Origin of the sequence: Lapillicoccus sp. (genome assembly GCF_046595215.1) — a bacterium.
GTDB lineage: Bacteria > Actinomycetota > Actinomycetes > Actinomycetales > Dermatophilaceae > Lapillicoccus.
Map to the genome: position 1 here is coordinate 1 of NZ_JBKJPP010000082.1, position 15,925 is coordinate 15,925.

15 protein-coding genes are annotated in these 15,925 nt (G+C 71.1%); 4 read left to right on the forward strand and 11 right to left on the reverse strand.

Annotation, left to right across the window (positions count from 1 at the left end; all coding sequences use genetic code 11):
• The 5 genes from ACLL9L_RS06810 to ACLL9L_RS06830 all read right to left on the reverse strand — a co-directional run.
• Positions 1–204: type II toxin-antitoxin system PemK/MazF family toxin (locus ACLL9L_RS06810; RefSeq protein ID WP_411283888.1), on the reverse strand; the 204-nt coding region annotated here is incomplete at its 3' end.
• A 126-nt stretch (positions 205–330) separates the two neighbouring features.
• Positions 331–573 (reverse strand): CopG family transcriptional regulator, encoded by a 243-nt coding sequence (locus ACLL9L_RS06815; RefSeq protein ID WP_411283889.1) that lies wholly within the window; start codon positions 571–573, stop codon positions 331–333.
• 162 nt (positions 574–735) lie between these two features.
• A complete protein-coding gene (gene fdhA, locus ACLL9L_RS06820; RefSeq protein WP_411283890.1) occupies positions 736–1,956 on the reverse strand; it encodes a formaldehyde dehydrogenase, glutathione-independent in 1,221 nt (406 codons plus the stop codon).
• A gap of 136 nt (positions 1,957–2,092) precedes the next feature.
• Entirely contained in the window at positions 2,093–2,860 is a 768-nt protein-coding gene (locus ACLL9L_RS06825; protein ID WP_411283891.1) for an MIP/aquaporin family protein, read from the reverse strand.
• A 155-nt stretch (positions 2,861–3,015) separates the two neighbouring features.
• Complete coding sequence (locus tag ACLL9L_RS06830; protein WP_411283892.1) at positions 3,016–3,837, reverse strand: class I SAM-dependent methyltransferase; 822 nt, start codon at positions 3,835–3,837, stop codon at positions 3,016–3,018.
• A 225-nt stretch (positions 3,838–4,062) separates the two neighbouring features.
• Between ACLL9L_RS06830 and ACLL9L_RS06835 the strand changes: the two genes are divergently transcribed.
• Complete coding sequence (locus tag ACLL9L_RS06835) at positions 4,063–4,482, forward strand: cupin domain-containing protein (RefSeq protein WP_411283893.1); 420 nt, start codon at positions 4,063–4,065, stop codon at positions 4,480–4,482.
• Positions 4,483–4,489: 7 nt separating this feature from the next.
• Here the strand turns inward: ACLL9L_RS06835 and ACLL9L_RS06840 are convergent, their stop codons facing one another.
• Positions 4,490–6,868, reverse strand: a complete 2,379-nt coding sequence (locus tag ACLL9L_RS06840; RefSeq protein ID WP_411283894.1) for a lysylphosphatidylglycerol synthase transmembrane domain-containing protein — start codon at positions 6,866–6,868, stop codon at positions 4,490–4,492.
• A gap of 118 nt (positions 6,869–6,986) precedes the next feature.
• Here ACLL9L_RS06840 and ACLL9L_RS06845 point away from each other — a divergent pair, with 118 nt between their 5' ends.
• Entirely contained in the window at positions 6,987–7,775 is a 789-nt protein-coding gene (locus ACLL9L_RS06845) for a DUF1206 domain-containing protein (RefSeq protein WP_411283895.1), read from the forward strand.
• A 74-nt stretch (positions 7,776–7,849) separates the two neighbouring features.
• Here the strand turns inward: ACLL9L_RS06845 and ACLL9L_RS06850 are convergent, their stop codons facing one another.
• The 5 genes from ACLL9L_RS06850 to ACLL9L_RS06870 all read right to left on the reverse strand — a co-directional run bounded on the left by ACLL9L_RS06850 (position 7,850) and on the right by ACLL9L_RS06870 (position 13,198).
• Positions 7,850–8,545, reverse strand: coding sequence for a phosphatase PAP2 family protein (locus ACLL9L_RS06850; RefSeq protein ID WP_411283896.1), 696 nt, complete (start codon positions 8,543–8,545; stop codon positions 7,850–7,852).
• Between the two features lie 4 nt (positions 8,546–8,549).
• The gene (locus ACLL9L_RS06855) at positions 8,550–9,254 is read right to left on the reverse strand and encodes a phosphatase PAP2 family protein (RefSeq protein ID WP_411283897.1); all 705 of its coding nucleotides are present in this window, start codon (positions 9,252–9,254) and stop codon (positions 8,550–8,552) included.
• Positions 9,238–10,236 carry a diacylglycerol/lipid kinase family protein gene (locus ACLL9L_RS06860; RefSeq protein ID WP_411283898.1) on the reverse strand — a complete coding sequence of 333 codons (999 nt, stop codon included), beginning with the start codon at positions 10,234–10,236 and terminating at the stop codon, positions 9,238–9,240. Before ACLL9L_RS06860 ends, ACLL9L_RS06855 begins: the two co-directional genes overlap by 17 nt.
• A 52-nt stretch (positions 10,237–10,288) precedes the next feature.
• A complete protein-coding gene (locus ACLL9L_RS06865) occupies positions 10,289–11,644 on the reverse strand; it encodes an aspartate aminotransferase family protein (protein ID WP_411283942.1) in 1,356 nt (451 codons plus the stop codon).
• Positions 11,645–11,707: 63 nt separating this feature from the next.
• On the reverse strand, positions 11,708–13,198 hold the full coding sequence (locus ACLL9L_RS06870; RefSeq protein ID WP_411283899.1) for a CoA-acylating methylmalonate-semialdehyde dehydrogenase: 1,491 nt from the start codon (positions 13,196–13,198) through the stop codon (positions 11,708–11,710).
• Positions 13,199–13,259: 61 nt separating this feature from the next.
• Between ACLL9L_RS06870 and ACLL9L_RS06875 the strand changes: the two genes are divergently transcribed.
• Entirely contained in the window at positions 13,260–14,654 is a 1,395-nt protein-coding gene (locus tag ACLL9L_RS06875) for a PLP-dependent aminotransferase family protein (protein ID WP_411283900.1), read from the forward strand.
• Between the two features lie 155 nt (positions 14,655–14,809).
• A complete protein-coding gene (locus ACLL9L_RS06880) occupies positions 14,810–15,868 on the forward strand; it encodes a hydrogenase expression protein HypE (RefSeq protein ID WP_411283901.1) in 1,059 nt (352 codons plus the stop codon).
• The last annotated feature ends 57 nt before the right edge of the window (positions 15,869–15,925 follow it).

Genomic DNA, 15,925 nt, shown 5'->3' on the forward strand with positions numbered 1-15,925 from the left:
GTCGAGGACTCGGCGCAGGCCGCTGGCGACGTCGTGCATGAGATGGCCCGGCAAGGTGGCGATGGGCTCGTCAAGGTCAGTCCTGTCGAGCGTCACGACCGCAGTCACGTTGACCGCGGAGTCCTTGGGGAGGCCCGTCGCCGAGGCAGGGAGGAAGACATTTCCCGGCAGGGCGGCAAGCGCGGTGTTCGAGGTGATGACCACGACGATGACGGTCCCCAGCCGGCTGGTGTTGGAGGAGTCGGCTGGGGACCAGCACCGGGCGACGCGTGCCCGGCCGACTGCCGCGAGGCTCGCCGAGGTCCACCCTGTGGATCCCTCCCCGCTCGATCACCAGTCGCCCTCACCGCTCAGCCGTGTGCGGCCTGCGTCGACGGCAAAGGCCGTGGAGTCATCGCTGCCCGCGTCCCTGAGCGCGTCGTTGATCTGGGTGGTCACCGACGCGCTCTCCAGGTCGTCGAGGTAGCGCCGGGCAGCGACGGCGAAGAGCTGCGACCGACTGATGCCCAGCTCGGCGGCTCGTCTCGTGGCTGCTTCGAACGTGGCGTCGGGGAGCGAGATGGCGGTTTTCATGACTCAAGCACAACAAGGTATGACCTCGGCAGGTCTGGCCCTCTTCGACACAGCAGACACGCTGGACGATGACGGCCATGGGTTCGAGATCATGGCGCAGCCAGCCGCCGCGCGGGCCCACACAGGGGCTCCCCCAACCGTGAGGGAGCCCCTGTGCACGACTCAGCGCGACGCGACCATGCCGTGTGGGTCGATGACGAACTTCTTGGCTGCGCCCTTGTCGAAGTCCGCGTAACCCTGGGGCGCCTCGTCCAGGGGGATGACGGTGGCATTGACCGCCTTCGCGATCTGCACCTTGTCGTGCAGGATGGCCTTCATCAGGCCGTAGTTGTACTTCATCACGGGGCACTGTCCGGTGACGAAGGAGAGCGACTTCGCCCAGCCGGTGCCGAGGCTGAGCGACAACGCGCCCACCTTGGCTGCCTCGTCGATGCCGCCGGGGTCGCCGGTCACGTAGAGCCCGGGGATCCCGATCGCGCCTCCGGCAGCAGTGATCTCCATCAGCGAGTTCAGCACGGTCGCGGGGGCTTCCTCGCCGGCGTCGGCGCCGTGTCCGCGGGCCTCGAAGCCCACGGCGTCGACGGCCGCATCGACCTCGGGGACGCCTAGGATCTGCTCGATCTGGTCCTTGGGGTCACCCTTCGAGACGTCCACGATCTCGCAGCCGAAGCTCTTGGCCTGCGCGAGACGCTCGGGCTGGAGGTCAGCCACGATCACCACGGCGGCGCCGAGGAGCTGCGCACTCGCAGCGGCGGCAAGACCGACGGGCCCGGCGCCGGCGACATAGACGGTTGAGCCAGGTTTCACCCCAGCGGTGTAGGCACCGTGGAAGCCGGTCGGGAAGATGTCCGACAGCATCGTCAGGTCAGTGATCTTCTCAAGGGCCTGGTCCTTGTCCGGAAAGCGGAGCAGGTTCCAGTCGGCATACGGAATCATGACGTACTCAGCCTGCCCGCCCACCCACCCGCCCATGTCGACGTAGCCGTAGGCAGCCCCGGGTCGGGCCGGGTTGACGTTGAGGCAGATCCCGGTCTTGCCCTCCTTGCAGTTGCGGCAGCGACCGCACGCGATGTTGAAGGGCACCGAGCACAGGTCCCCGACCTTGATGAACTCCACGTCAGAACCCGCCTCGACGACCTCGCCGAGGATCTCGTGACCGAGCACCAGGTCATGGGGAGCAGTCGTGCGTCCTCGGACCATGTGCTGGTCACTGCCGCAGATGTTGGTCGTCGCGACCTTGAGGATCACGCCGTGGTTGCACTTGCGTCCGACGTTCGCGGGATTGACGCCCGGACCGTCCTGGAGCTCGAGCTTCGGGTAGTCGATCTCGTGAACCTCGACCTTGCCGGGGCCCATGTATGCCACACCTCTGTTGCCTGCCATGGAACTGTCTCCTTGCCGTTTGTCGCTGTCGTGGTCTACCGGTAAGCCGTTCACTGGGGCCTATCGCCCCTGGGCTCACCTTCCTTCCTGCCGGGGGCCATGGATCGCCCGTTGTTCCTGGTCGTGACCCGATGACTCACGGTCGGGACCCGATGACGTCCCCCTGGGTGCCCTGAGCGGCCTCATCCGCCTCATCGGCGTCTCTCGGTCGGGCGATCAGGTCGTAGCTGAGGGCTGCGGCGATGCCTCCTACCAGCGACCCCACGACGTAGGCGGGGTACTGGACCCACGCCACCGAACCGCCGAACAGACTCGCGGCCGCGTTGGGACCGAAAGCGCGCGCGGGGTTGACCGCCGCGCCGGTCAAGGGGCCGAACACCACGACGAGACACGTGACCGACAGCCCGATGATCAGCCCGGCCCAGCCCACGGGCGCGCGGCGGTCGACCGCAGTGCCCATAATGGCCAGAAGCAGCAGGTACGTCGCGACCGCCTCCACGAGAATTGCCTGTCCGTAGCTGACATCTGGGGCAAACGCGACGCCTCCGACATTTCCCCGGTCGACGGCGGCCCGCCCGAAGGCGCCGACGACCACGACGCCCCCCAGGACGGAGCCGACGAGCTGGGCGAGGACGTACGGTCCGGCCTCCCTCCAGGGGAAGCGCCCGGTCACGGCCAGAGAGAGCGTCACCGCAGGGTTGATGTGCGCGCCGGATGTCGAGCCGAACGCGTAGATGACGATGGCGACGACCAGCCCGAAGGACAGGCCGATCACCCCGAGGGCCGCATAGTCCACGGCCTTGCCCACGGTCAGGGCGGCAACCACCGAACCCGGCCCGAAGACGATCAGCAGCGCCGTCCCGACCATCTCGGCCGCACACCTACGAAACAAGGTACTCGTCATCTCTACCTCCTGCACTCGGACCCGGACCCACCGCGAACGGCGTCTCGCCCGGCCACAGCGCTTTCTCGATACCCAGCGCGAACGCCTTCAATCCACCGGGGGCGGGCAAGCCGGGATGTCGGCGGCAGTCTGCTTGACGTGAGAAGGATATCCAATCAGTGCGCCGCTCGCATCGAGGCGACGATCCGCGGGTGGCCGTCGATCTCGGTCTGGTCGATGACCGAGACGTCGCCAAGGCCGACGATGCGCCCCAACCGGCGCAGACCCTCGGCGGGAAACCCCCAGTAGAGGAAGGTGTCGCGCGGGTAGACCTCGCCGGGCTGGTGAACCTCGATCGCCGCGGTCTCGCCCGGGAGGTGCGAGCCGTAGGTCTCGAGGACGACCTCGCCGCCCGGCGTCAGCACGTCGGCGAGCGTCTGGAGCAGCGCGATCGGGTCGGTCACCCGGTGCAGGATGCCAAAGCAGAGCACCACGTCGAAGCGCTCCCCCAGCTCGCGCACGTCCAGCGCATCCATGCGGTGGTAGTCGACCTGCGAGTCGAGCAGGTCGGAGACGGCGCGAAAGCCGGCACCGCCTGGCAGGGTCACGCCGAAACGATCGCGGACCCAGTCGACATACTGCTCGTTGTCCACCGCGACGACGCGGCGCGCACCGCGAGCCTCCGCCAGGAAGCTGTAGAAGCCGTCGAACGTGCCGATATCGAGCACCCGTCGCCCCGCGAAGCGGTCCGCGCCGACCACCGGGAGACGGTAGCCGTGGTCGCGGGCGATGCCCGGCGTGTAGATCCCCGGCGCCAGCGCGAAGGTGTGAAACCACAACGGGACCGAGCCGCGGACCTCCTCGGCACGCGCCGGCGCCGCCCCGATGGGCAGCACGTCGGCGACCAGCTGCTCGGCGGGGGACGTCTCGGGGATCGGCTCGATCGCCTCCATCGACTCAGTAGGCTCGATCAGCTCGGACATGTCTTCGGCCTCCACCACAGCACCTCTCTCGCGTTGACCTGCGTCGTCAGGTCTGGCCGCTGACGTCGACGTGGTCCGCCTTTCGCCGTGAGATGGCACGGTGGCCGTGGTGAGCAGTGTGCCGTATGCACGGGTCTGCGGGAAGAGCCCGGGAAGCGCCCGTGACCCGATGGGCAGGCTTCGATGTCGTCCGCCCGGGCACGCGCCCTCGCTGGTGCAGTGACGCGGTTGAATGGGCCCATGACACCCCCTGACCCGACGCCCGAGCAGTCCGCCGAGCCCGCCTCCTCCCGCCCCTGCACCCGGGTCGGCGCCGACGAGCTCGAGCCAGCAGACCCGACTCCGGGGATGTCACGAAAGATGGCCCAGCACACGAGCGCCATGTGGTCGGGCACGGTCGACACCGAGCCGGGCGCGGTGTCGGGGTGGCACCACCACGGCACCCATGAGACGACGCTCTACGTCCTGGCCGGCACGATGCGGCTCGAGTCCGGCAGCGACGGCGGACATGTCCTCGACGCCGGCCCGGGAGATTTCCTCCACGTGCCCGCGGGGGCGGTCCACCGCGAGGCCAACCCGGGCCCGGGCGCCTCCCGCGCCGTCGTCGTCCGATGCGGTTCGGGCACCCTGACGGTCAACGTCGACGGCCCGGGCCGCTGAGCCGGGCTCAGATCGCCTGCATCTTCTGCAGGCGGTTCAGCGAGAACCAGCCGAACGGGATCGGCAGCCAGTAGGTCGCGATCCGGTAGAGCAGCACCGAGGACACGGCCGTGCCGCCGTCGAGCCCGATCGCGATGAGACCCGCCGACATGGCCGCCTCGATCCCGCCGAGTCCTCCGGGCGTCGGCACCGCCGACCCGATGATGGCCCCGGCGAAGTAGACGACCGCGATGGCCGCGACGGGCGCGTCGGAGCCGAAGGCCCGCGTCGCACAGACCATCGCGGCGACGAAGGACACGTCGAGGAGCAGCGCACCCCCGAGCACCTGGCCGAGCTTCGACGGGTGCTGCAGGACGCCGAGCACCTGCGGCACGGCAGTCCTGACCTGCGGGAGCACCCGTCCGGTGATGAGTCGGCGCACCGGGGGCACGGCGAGCAGCCCCAGGACGACGAGGACGACGATCGGGACGACCGCGACGAGGACCGGTGGGGGCGTGAAGGAGGCCCTTGCTCCGGTGCCGGCCAGGACGCCCGACAGCACGAGCAGCACGAAGTACGAGCAGAACTGGGCCACCTGGGCAACTCCGACACTGGCCCCGGCGACCGCCGGCTTGAGCCCCGCCTTCTGGAGGTATCGGGTGTTCAGGGCGATGTTGCCGATGGCTGCGGGGGCGACCAGCCCGCTGAAGGCGACGGCGAGCTGGGTCATGTAGGTGCGCGCAAACCTCAACGGGGTGCTGACCGCTCCCGCCAGGGCGAGGGAGGCACCGGCGAAGGTCAGCGCGGCGAAACCGACCGTCGCCAGGGCCCAGCCCCACTTGGCGGTGCCGAGGACCTGGGAGAAGTTCACCTGCGCGAGCTGCGTGAGGAGGAAGTATGCCGCGACGCCGCCGCCGAGGACCGTGACCAGGCCGCGTAGCGTCACCCGGCGCAGCTCGACCGGCTCGGCCTGCTCCTCACTCGGCCGGAGCTGCAGGATCCGCTCGCGCAGCTGCCCGAGCAGCACCTTGTGCTCCTTGAGCGCCGTCCTGGTGGACCGAGTCAGCGCGATCGGCTGGAGCAGGGGCAGGGCGCGCGCGACCTCGTCGACCCCGAGCGCGGCCACGGCGGCAGTGACGGAGCGGTCGGGACCGACGGAGAGTGCGGTGGTCGTCAGCAGCTGGGCGGTGTCGATCCTCAGGGTGAGGTCATCGGCGGCGACGTCCCCGACCCCGACCCGGCGCAGTCCCGCCCGTCCGTCGTCGAGCATCATCACGACGTCGGGGGCCAGCCCCCGGTGGGCCACCCGGCGACGTTGGAGGGTCCCGGCCATCGACCAGACCTCGGCCAGCTGGGCGTCGGTGAGGTCGGTGCCCAGCTCCTCGAGGGTCGTGCCCCGGGGGTTGACGTGGGCGATCACCGCGGAGAACGGTCCCACCTCGCAGACGGCCACGGGCCGGGGGGCGGGGATCCTCGCCTGGGCGAGCGTCAGCCCCATCAGCGTGCGGTGCTCGAGCTCGGCCCGCAGGGTGAGGGCGGGCGTGCGCGTCGAGCCGCTGCGCAGGCGGAGCAGGCGCACGAGCCGCCACCCGGAGGCCAGTCCGAAGGTGTCCCGGTCCATGACCCGGACATCGACCGGCAGCGTGTCGGTCTGCCCGAGGTAACGACGGTCGCCGGAGTCGTCCGGGTCGACGAGCTCGAGCCGGGTGAGGGGCACGCCGCTGGCGACCAGCGCCTCGGCGACCTCGCTGCCCGGCGGCCGCGTCGACGTGGCCCCGAAGCCGTAGCGGAACGCGAGCCCGACGGCCCAGCCGAGCAGGAGCGAGCAGGTGACCGCCAGGGAGGTGCTTGCTCCGGAGAGGAACGCCGTCACGGCACTGGAGCCGATCACGACGATCGCGAGCGGCCAGATCCACTTGCGGCCGACGATGTCGGCCACGGTGAGCAGGGCCACGAGCGCGACGATGACCGCGTCGAGCGGCGCCGTGCGCCCCTCGCGCAGCGGCCGGGTCACGGCGCCGAGGACGACGCCGGCGTGCCCGTCGAGGATCAGCGACCGCAGGCCGATGACGAGGAGGGCCCCGACCCCCGCGGCCAGCAGGGCCTGGCCCAGCTGCAGGGGTCGCGCCCGGACGACGAGGTCGGCGCCGACGGCCAGCGGCAGGACGACGATGCCGATCCCCCCGAGCCAGCCGAGGAGCTGGAGGAGCAGTCGTGGCAGGCCGTCGGTCGCGAGCGCGAGATCCTGCTCCAGCGCGCCGGCGGTGCCCACGGCCACGTCGGCCACGGCGACCGCCGCGACGAGGGCGGCCAGCACAATCACGAGGCGGAGGGCGTCCGCCGGCCGACGGACCCGGTCCGGGATCGGTGGTTCGATCACCGTGACAGTCGAGGGGGCCGTGGACATCGTCCCATCCTGCCGCACCGCCAGGCTGCGGCCGCGTCACGACGCGGCGCGAGCGGTGCGGATGATCCCGTGTCGGTGGGGGGTCCCGCCCGGCTCGCCGGTGCGCAAGGATGCCGGGATGGACACCGACGACGTGCGATCTGCGGCCCGCCAGGCGGGGAACCATCCCGCCCTCGAGACGGCCGCCCGGCTCGGGTACGCCGTCAACGGTGTGCTCCACCTGCTCATCGCCTGGTTGGGGTTCCAGCTCGCGCTGGGTGCCGGGGGTGGGTCGGCCGACCAGTCCGGGGCGCTGCAGACAGTCGCCGGGACCGCTGTCGGCCGGGCGTCGCTCTGGATCGGTGTGCTCGGGTTCCTCGGACTCGGGCTCTGGCAGGTCACCGAGGTCTTCGTGTCCCGGGACGAGACGTCCGACCGGGTCAAGGCCGCCGCCAAGGCGGTGCTCTACCTCTTCCTGTCATTCAGCTGCCTCACCTGGGCCCGCGGCTCCAGCGGCTCGTCCAGCAGCACGCAGACCGTCGACTTCACCGCCACCCTCATGGAGAAGCCCGCCGGGCGGGTCCTCGTCGGTCTCGTCGGGCTCGGCATCGTTGCCGTCGGCGTCTACCACGTCGCCAAGGGCTGGCGGCGGACCTTCCTCAAGGACCTTGACGAGCACCCCGGGGTCCTGGCGGAACGGGCCGGGAGGTTCGGCTACATCGCCAAGGGCGTCGCGCTTGTGCTTGTCGGCATCCTCTTCGCCCTCGCCGCGCTGCACGCTGCCCCCTCGGAGGCCACGGGGCTCGACGGCGCCCTCCGGACGATGCTCAAGGCGCCCCAGGGGCCGCTCCTGCTGGCCGTCGTCGCCCTCGGCTTCGCCGCGTATGCCGTGTACTCCTTCGCCCGCGCACGGCACGCCAAGGTCTGACGGGGCCCACGGCCGCGGCCCGCCGAGGTCTGACGGCTGACAGCCTGCGCGGCGCACCTGGGACGACTGCCCGCTCAGGCGCGCGGGCGCACGCCGTCCCGACGCAGGTAGGCCCACGCGAGGACGGCGCAGGTCAAGCCGTTGAGGAATCCGACGATCACGTCGCTGAGGTGGTGCATGCCGCGGTAGAGCCGGGCATAGGCGACGAGGAACGGGATGACGAGACAGACGACGGTGACGACCCGGCGTAGCACCGGGTTGGGGATCCGCTGGGCGATGGCGGCCAGGGTGAAGTAGAGCGCCGTCGAGGCCCCGACGTGACCGCTGGGGTAGGACGACGTCGGGGGGGCCGGGTCGAGGTGCTCGACGTCGGGACGGGCGCGGCCGGTGACCGCGGTCGCGAGCACGAACACCGTGGCCTGCACGGCGATGGCGATCGCCGGGACCACCGCCACCCACCACTGCCTGGTCCGCCACCAGATGAGCGCCACCATCACGATGCAGACACCGATGACGATCTCGGTGTTGCCGATGCGGGACCAGACCATGGTGATCGAGTTCCACAGCGGGGTGCGGCCGTCTGCGAGCGCGTGGTTGACCGCGTTCTCGGCGGTCAGCCCACCCAGGGGGCCCTCGATGAGCTTGCCGATGCCGACGATGACGACCCAGAGCAGGACCGCCGGCGCGAGGACCCGGACGGCGAGGTCGCGCAGGGCGGAGGAGGCGTGTGGACGGGACTCGTCGTCGACGTAGCGGGTGAGGAACGGCATGGCGTCAGGCCTCCGGGAGGTCGAGGGGATGGGCAGGGTTCCACCCGCGGTAGCCGACGTAGGACGCCCACGCCAGGCCGGAGCCGACGAGGATGCCTGCGACGACGTCCGACGGGAAGTGCACGCCGAGGAAGACGCGGTCCGCCGCGGTGGCGGCGACGATGACGACGGCGCCGGTGACCACGGCATACCGCGCCCGGGCAGTGCGCAGCAGGGGCCAGACGAGCAGCGTGACCACGGTGGCGGCGGAGGCGCTGTTGGCGGCGTGGCCCGACGGGAAGCTGTAGCCCGGGGCGTGCGACACGGCGTCGGCGACGACCGGGCGGGCCCGCTGGACGAGGTACTTGAGGTCGAGCGCGATGTTCCAGGCGGCCATCATCGTCACGAAGGCCCAGATGGCTCGTGTTGTCAGCCCGTGCCGGGCCCAGGCCCAGGCGCACACCCCGGTGCCGACGACATAGACCCACCGGGGCTGCAGCGCCTCCTGCCACGCCACCAGCGCGGTGAGGAGACCCGGGTGTGCTCGGGTCACCTCGGTGGCCGCGCGGATCGTCGCATCGTCCAGGGCGATCACCGCGGCGACCTTGTCCCGCGCCAGGAGCGCCAGCGCCGTCACCGGCACGGCGGTGGCGACGGCATATCCGAGCGCTGGGAGGAGGGACCGGAGGCGCTGCGGCCGGCCTCGCCGCGACTCAGCGGACGCGGACAACGAGCCCGCCGGGCAGGGTGCGGACGGACAGGCCGTGCTGGGGGCCCTTGGGATCGCCGTCGATCTGGGTCTCGACCGGCGCTCTCGTGCTGATCTGCATGGATCTGCCCCGCAACCGCACCAGCTGACGGTGCCCGCGGCGGTGCCGGCTCGTGACGTCCGCGGCGACTGCTGCCCACCCGAAGGGACCCTTGGGGGCCATGATCACGCCGTCGAGGCGGCCGTCGTCGAGGCGCGCCTCGGGCATGAGCTCCACGTTGCCCTGGAGGGTCCCGCAGTTGCCGATGATGACGCTCCGGGCGTGCTGGTGCTGGGAGCTGCCCCCGTCGGTGGACACCTGCACCCGGAAGCCCTTGGCCCACAGGCGTCCGACCCCGGCCAGGACGTAGGCCGGCCAGCCGATGACGCCCTTGACCTTCTCGTTGGTGTTGGCCATGACCTCGGCGTCGATGCCGATGCCGGTCATGACGAGGAAGATCTCCTCATCCTCGCGCCGCGGGTCCTCACTGCCGTGCTGCGCGGTGTCGCCCTTGAGAGCGTCCGGGGAATGCGAGTCGGGGAAGAGTCGCACCAGGCCGACGTCGATGCGTCGGTCCTTCCCGGTGAGGACCACTTCGAGCGCCTCCTCGATCTTGTCGACGGGCAGCTCGAGGTTGCGGGCGAGCAGGTTGCCGGTGCCACCGGGCAGGAGACCGAGGGGTGTGTCCGTGCCGACGAGCGACGTGGCCACGGCCCGCACGGTGCCGTCACCCCCGAGGGGGCAGACGATGTCGACGCCCCGGTCGACGGCCTCCTGCGCCTGACCGACGCCGGGGTCCTCCTCGGTGGTCTCGAGCCACAGCGGCTCGGCCCAGCCCGCGTCGGTGCAGACCGTGGTGATGCGGGCGCGCACGTCCTCGAGGTCCTTGAACTTCGTCGGGTTCACGACGACGGCAAGACGGCGGGGGGCGGCAGGGGAGTCGGTCGAGGTCTCGGTGGTCACGCGCAGACCCTACCCACGCGGGCCCCGGGGGAACCCCGAGCGCCGCGCCGACTCAGGAACCGGTGTAGTAGCGGTCGGCAACCTCGAGCGCGTGGTCGAGGATGGCCACCCCCTCGCGGATCTCGTCCGCCGTGGTCGTGCACGGCGGCACGACGTGGGTGCGGTTGAAGTGGACGAACGGCCAGAGCCCCTCGGCCTTGCAGGCCGCCGCGAACTCGCCCATCGGGGCGGCGTCGGCGCCGGTCGCGTTGAAGGGGACCAACGGCTCCCGGGTATGCCGGTCGCGCACCAGCTCGAGGGCCCAGAACACGCCCAGGCCGCGCACCTCGCCGACGGACGGGTGCCGCTCGGCGAGGGCCCGCAGCTCGGGGCCGATGACGTCCGCGCCCAGGGCGCGGGCGTGGTCGATGATGCCCTCCTCGCGGAAGATGCCGATCGAGGCGACGGCCGACGCGCACGCGAGCGGATGGCCGGAGTAGGTCAACCCACCGGGGAAGGCGCGGTGCTGGAACGTCTCGGCGATCCGGTCGGACATGACGACGCCACCCAAGGGGACGTAGCCGGAGTTGACGCCCTTGGCGAAGGTGATGAGGTCGGGGGTCACGTCCCAGCGGTCGACGGCGAACCACTCGCCGCACCGGCCGAAGCCGGCCATCACCTCGTCGGCGATGAGCATGATGCCGTGCTCATCGCAGATCTGCCGCACCCCGGCGAGGTAGCCGTCCGGCGGGACGAGGACGCCGTTGGTGCCGACGACCGGCTCGAGGATGATCGCCGCCACGGTGGACGGGCCCTCGACCATGATCGTGTCGCGCAGGTGCTGCAGGGCGCGCTCGCCCTCCTCCGCCTCGGTGGTCGAGTGGAAGGCCGAGCGGTAGGGGTAGGGACCCCAGTGCCGCACGACACCCGGCATACCGGGCTCGGACGGCCACCGTCGCGGGTCCCCGGTCAGGGCGATGGCGCCGGCCGTGGCGCCGTGGTAGCTGCGGTAGGCCGCGAGGATCTTGTGGCGGCCCGTGTGCAGCCGCGCCATCCGGATGGCGTTCTCGTTGGCCTCCGCCCCACCGTTGGTGAAGAAGACCATGTTGAGGTCGCCGGGGGCGATCTCCGCGATGAGCCGGGCCGCCTCGGAGCGCGCGTCGTTGGCGAAGGTGGGGCCGATCGTCAGCAGCCGGCCCGCCTGCTCCTGGATCGCCGCGACGAGCTTCGGGTGCTGGTAGCCGATGTTCACGTTGACCAGCTGGGAGGAGAAGTCGAGGTAGCGCTTCCCGTCGAGGTCCCAGAACTGCGAGCCCAGCGCCCGCTCGATCGGTAGCGGGTCGATGGCCGCCTGGGCCGACCACGAGTGGAACACGTGACGGCGGTCGTTGCCGCGCACCGTCGCCTGATCGGTCGGGATGGACGCGATGGCGGTCGACGACGTCGTGGGTTCGGCGAGCTGGGTCACGAAGGCTCCTGTCGGGACGGGCGGTCAGCGGGTGCGCGGGAAGCCGAGGTCGACGCTCGAGGTCGCCGGGTCAGGCCAGCGCGACGTGACGACCTTGCCGCGGGTGTAGAACTGGATGCCCTCGGGCCCGTACATGTGCGTGTCGCCGAAGAGCGAGGACTTCCAGCCGCCGAAGGAGTAGTAGGACACCGGCACGGGGATCGGGACGTTGATGCCGACCATGCCCACCTCGACGTCGAACTGGAACCTGCGCGCCGCGCCGCCGTCACGGGTGAAGATGGCGACGCCGTTGGCATAGGCGTTGCTGTTGATCAGCTCGAGGCCCTCCTCGTAGGTCTCGACGCGCACAACGGAGAGCACCGGGCCGAAGATCTCGTCGCGGTAGACGCTCATCCGTGGGGTGACGTGATCGATGAGGGTGGTGCCGAGGAAGAAGCCCTCCGTGGGCAGGTCGCCCTCCCTGCCGTCGACGACGAGCGTGGCCCCCTCCTGCTCGCCCTGGTCGATGTAGCCGCGGACCTTGTCCCGGTGCTCGCCGGTGATGAGGGGGCCCATGTCGCTGTCGGGGTCGGTGCCGTCGCCGATGGTCAGCTTGGGCAGGCGGGCGGCGATCGCGTCCACGAGCGGGTCGCCGATCGCGCCGACGGCCACCGCGACGGAGAGGGCCATGCACCGCTCCCCCGCCGAGCCGTATGCTGCGCTGACGACGGCGTCCGCCGCCATGTCGACGTCCGCGTCGGGCAGGACCAGGGCATGGTTCTTGGCGCCACCGAGGGCCTGGACCCGCTTGCCGGCGGCCGTGCCCGTCTCGTAGATGTACTTGGCGATGGGCGTCGAGCCGACGAAGCTCACGGCCTGGATGTCGGGGTGGGCGAGGATCGCGTCGACCGCCTCCTTGTCACCCTGGACGACGCTGAACACGCCCTCGGGAAGGCCGGCCTCCTTCCACAGCCGGGCGAGGAAGAGCGACGCCGAGGGGTCCTTCTCGCTGGGCTTGAGGATGAACGCGTTGCCGCACGCGATGGCGTTGGCGCACATCCACAACGGCACCATCGCCGGGAAGTTGAAGGGGGTGATGCCGGCGACGACCCCCAGGGGCTGGCGGATGCTGTACACGTCGACCCCGGTGGCGGCCTGCTCGGAGAAGCCGCCCTTGAGCAGGTTGGGCACCCCGGTGGCGTACTCGACGTTTTCGAGGCCTCTGGCGATCTCGCCGGCGGCGTCGGCGACGACCTTGCCGTGCTCGGAGGTGATGATGCGTGCGAGGTCGTCGCTGCGCTCGTGCAGCAGCTCGCGGAAGGCGAAGAGGACCGCGGCCCGCTGCGACAGCGACGACGTGCGCCAGTCCCGCTGCGCCGCGACGGCCGAGGCCACGGCCGCATCAAGCTCCGCCGCACTGGCCAGATCGACCTCACCGGTCTGCTGGCCCGACGCCGGGTTGTAGACCGGTGAGGTGCGCCCGGACGTGCCGGGAGTCGAGGTGCCGTTGACCCAGTGGGAGATTCTCGTCGCCATAACCGTCAGCCTAGGGATCGACCGAGGCCATGACAATCCCTCTATTGCTATGTTACAAAGCGTGCCCGCCACCGCCTCCCCTGCCTCCCCTGGCGACCCCGCTGTCCGGGAGCTGATCTCCCACCTGGAGCAGCGCCTCACCGAGCCCACGGCGCGGGGGCTGTCGCAGGCCGTCGGGGCGGCCATCCGGGACGGCGTCCTCGTGCCCGGCACCAGGCTCCCGCCGATCCGGACGGTGGCCGCCCAGCTCACGCTGTCACCGACCACCGTCAGCGCCGGCTGGGCCCTGCTCGCGCGGGCCGGCTCGGTGCGCACCGACGGGCGCCGGGGCACAAGGGTCGTCGACGCGAGCCTGCCCGGGGCCAGCCGCTATCGGTCGGCCCTCGAGCGGCAGGCCGAGATGCGCCTCGACCTGTCCACCGGGGTCCCGGACGCCGGCCTGCTGCCCAACCTGCGTGTGGCGCTCGAGCACCTGACGACGGCTGGGACGCCGGGCAGCTATCTGGACGAGCCGGTGCTGCCCGAGCTGGCGGACGTCCTGCGGCAGGACTGGCCCTGCGTCGTCGCGGACCTCACCGTCGTCGACGGCGCCATGGACGGGCTCGACCTGGTGGCCCGGACCGCGCTGCGCTTCGGCGACCGCGTCGTCGTCGAGCAACCGACCTTCCCCCCGCTCGTCGACCTGCTCGAGTCGGTGGGCGTCGTGCTCGTGCCCGTGGGGATGGACAGCGAGGGGATGACCCCCGAGGGCCTGACGCACGCCCTCGCCTCGCCGGTCGTGGCGCTCTTCCTCCAGCCCCGGGCGCAGAACCCGACCGGGGTGACCCTGAGCGAGCGCCGGGCGCGTGAGCTGGCCGCCCTGCTGGCTGGGCGCACCACCCTCGTGGTCGAGGACGACTCGGCCGCGGGCATCGCGCTGACCCCGCCGCTCAGCCTCGGCCGGTGGATCCCCGACCAGACGGTCCACGTGCGGAGCTTCTCCAAGTCGCATGGGCCGGACCTGCGCCTTGCAGCCATGAGCGGGCCGCCGGACGTCATGGCCGCGGTCGAGTCGCGCCGCCATGTCGGTCAGGGCTGGAGCAGCCGGCTGCTCCAGCGCATCCTCCTGTCTCTCCTCACCGACCCCGGGGCGATCGCTGCCGTGGCCGGCGCCCGCGACGAGTACGCCCGCAGACGCGGCGCGCTCGTGGACGCGCTGGCCCGCCACGACGTCGTCACGGGCGGGACCGACGGGCTCAACATCTGGGTGCCGGTGCACGACGAGGCCGCGGCCATGGTCCGCCTCGCCAGCGAAGGGATCGGCGTCGCGCCGGGCAAGGCCTTCACCGTGAGACCCTCCGGCCAGGACCATGTGCGGGTCACCGCAGGTCTCGTGCCCGTCGAGCGTGCCGACGACGTCGCCCGGGTCCTCGCGGCCGCCGCCCGCACGACGGCCTGGCGACCCCGCACCCGCTGACCCACGCTCGACTCAGGCACCGTGCCTGCGAGCGTGCATGGTTGACACCTCTTATCTCCCGGGTGTAGACCCGTTCTGGGTCATGCAGGTGGGCCGATGGCCGGCTCCGGTGACCGAGGGGCTGGGTGTGCCAACGGCTCCGGAGAGCGGCACCGATGCCCACACCAGCTGCGGTCAAAGCCGAGGAAGCCCTGATCCACGTGCTGTGGCTCAACGCGGGGCTCAGTTGCGACGGAGACTCCGTATCGCTTACTGCGGCAACGCAACCGAGCATCGAGGAGATCGCCCTCGGCGCTCTTCCCGGGCTTCCCCAAGTCGCCGTGCACTGGCCCCTCATCGACTTCGAGTGCGGCCCGGCCGGGGGCGCCGACGACTTCCTCGAGTGGTTTTGGAAGGCCGACCGAGGCGAGCTCGAACCCTTCGTGCTGGTCGTCGAGGGCTCGATCCCCAACGAGAAGCTGCACGACGAGGGCGGCTACTGGTCCGGGTTCGGCAACAACCCCGCCACCGGGCAGCCAGTCACGACGAGCGAGTGGCTCGATCGCCTGGCCCCCAAGGCCACGGCGATCATCGCCGCCGGGACCTGCGCGACGTACGGCGGCATCCACGCCATGGCCGGCAACCCCACGGGCGCGATGGGCGTCCCCGACTACCTCGGCTGGCGGTGGAGGTCCAAGGCCGACATTCCGATCGTGTGCGTCCCTGGCTGTCCCGTGCACCCGGACAACCTCTCGGAGACCATCACCTACCTGCTCTATCTCGCCACCGGTCAGGCGCCGATGATCCCTCTCGATGACCAGCTGAGACCGACGTGGCTCTTCGGCGCCACCGTCCACGAGGGCTGCGACCGGGCCGGCTACTACGAGCAGGGCGACTTCGCCACCGAGTACGGCAGCCCGAAATGCATCGTCAAGCTCGGCTGCTGGGGCCCGGTGGTCAAGTGCAACGTCCCCAAACGCGGGTGGATCAACGGCGTGGGCGGCTGCCCGAACGTCGGCGGGATCTGCATCGGGTGCACCATGCCGGGCTTCCCCGACAAGTTCATGCCGTTCATGGACGAGCCACCGGGCGGCAAGCTGTCCACCGCTGCGGTCGGGGTCTACGGCACGGCCATCCGCAACCTGCGCAAGTTCACGACGAAGACCGTCGATCAGGAGCCCAGCTGGCGCAAGCCCGGCCGAGAGCTCACCACAGGAGCCCGCCGCACCTGGTAGTTCCCACCCCTCGGCGTCCCCGGCCACGGGTCAGCGGTCGCCCGCGCCGTCTGCAGA

What these genes read in the sequence shown, in the direction of transcription:
- ACLL9L_RS06840 (WP_411283894.1), bottom strand. Translation starts at nt 6,868, where the DNA reads ATGTCCACGGCCCCCTCGACTGTCACGGTGATCGAACCACCGATCCCG.
- ACLL9L_RS06815 (WP_411283889.1), bottom strand. Translation starts at nt 573, where the DNA reads ATGAAAACCGCCATCTCGCTCCCCGACGCCACGTTCGAAGCAGCCACG.
- ACLL9L_RS06850 (WP_411283896.1), bottom strand. Translation starts at nt 8,545, where the DNA reads ATGCCGTTCCTCACCCGCTACGTCGACGACGAGTCCCGTCCACACGCC.
- ACLL9L_RS06845 (WP_411283895.1), top strand. Translation starts at nt 6,987, where the DNA reads ATGGACACCGACGACGTGCGATCTGCGGCCCGCCAGGCGGGGAACCAT.
- ACLL9L_RS06835 (WP_411283893.1), top strand. Translation starts at nt 4,063, where the DNA reads ATGACACCCCCTGACCCGACGCCCGAGCAGTCCGCCGAGCCCGCCTCC.
- fdhA (WP_411283890.1), bottom strand. Translation starts at nt 1,956, where the DNA reads ATGGCAGGCAACAGAGGTGTGGCATACATGGGCCCCGGCAAGGTCGAG.
- ACLL9L_RS06870 (WP_411283899.1), bottom strand. Translation starts at nt 13,198, where the DNA reads ATGGCGACGAGAATCTCCCACTGGGTCAACGGCACCTCGACTCCCGGC.
- ACLL9L_RS06880 (WP_411283901.1), top strand. Translation starts at nt 14,810, where the DNA reads ATGCCCACACCAGCTGCGGTCAAAGCCGAGGAAGCCCTGATCCACGTG.
- ACLL9L_RS06825 (WP_411283891.1), bottom strand. Translation starts at nt 2,860, where the DNA reads ATGACGAGTACCTTGTTTCGTAGGTGTGCGGCCGAGATGGTCGGGACG.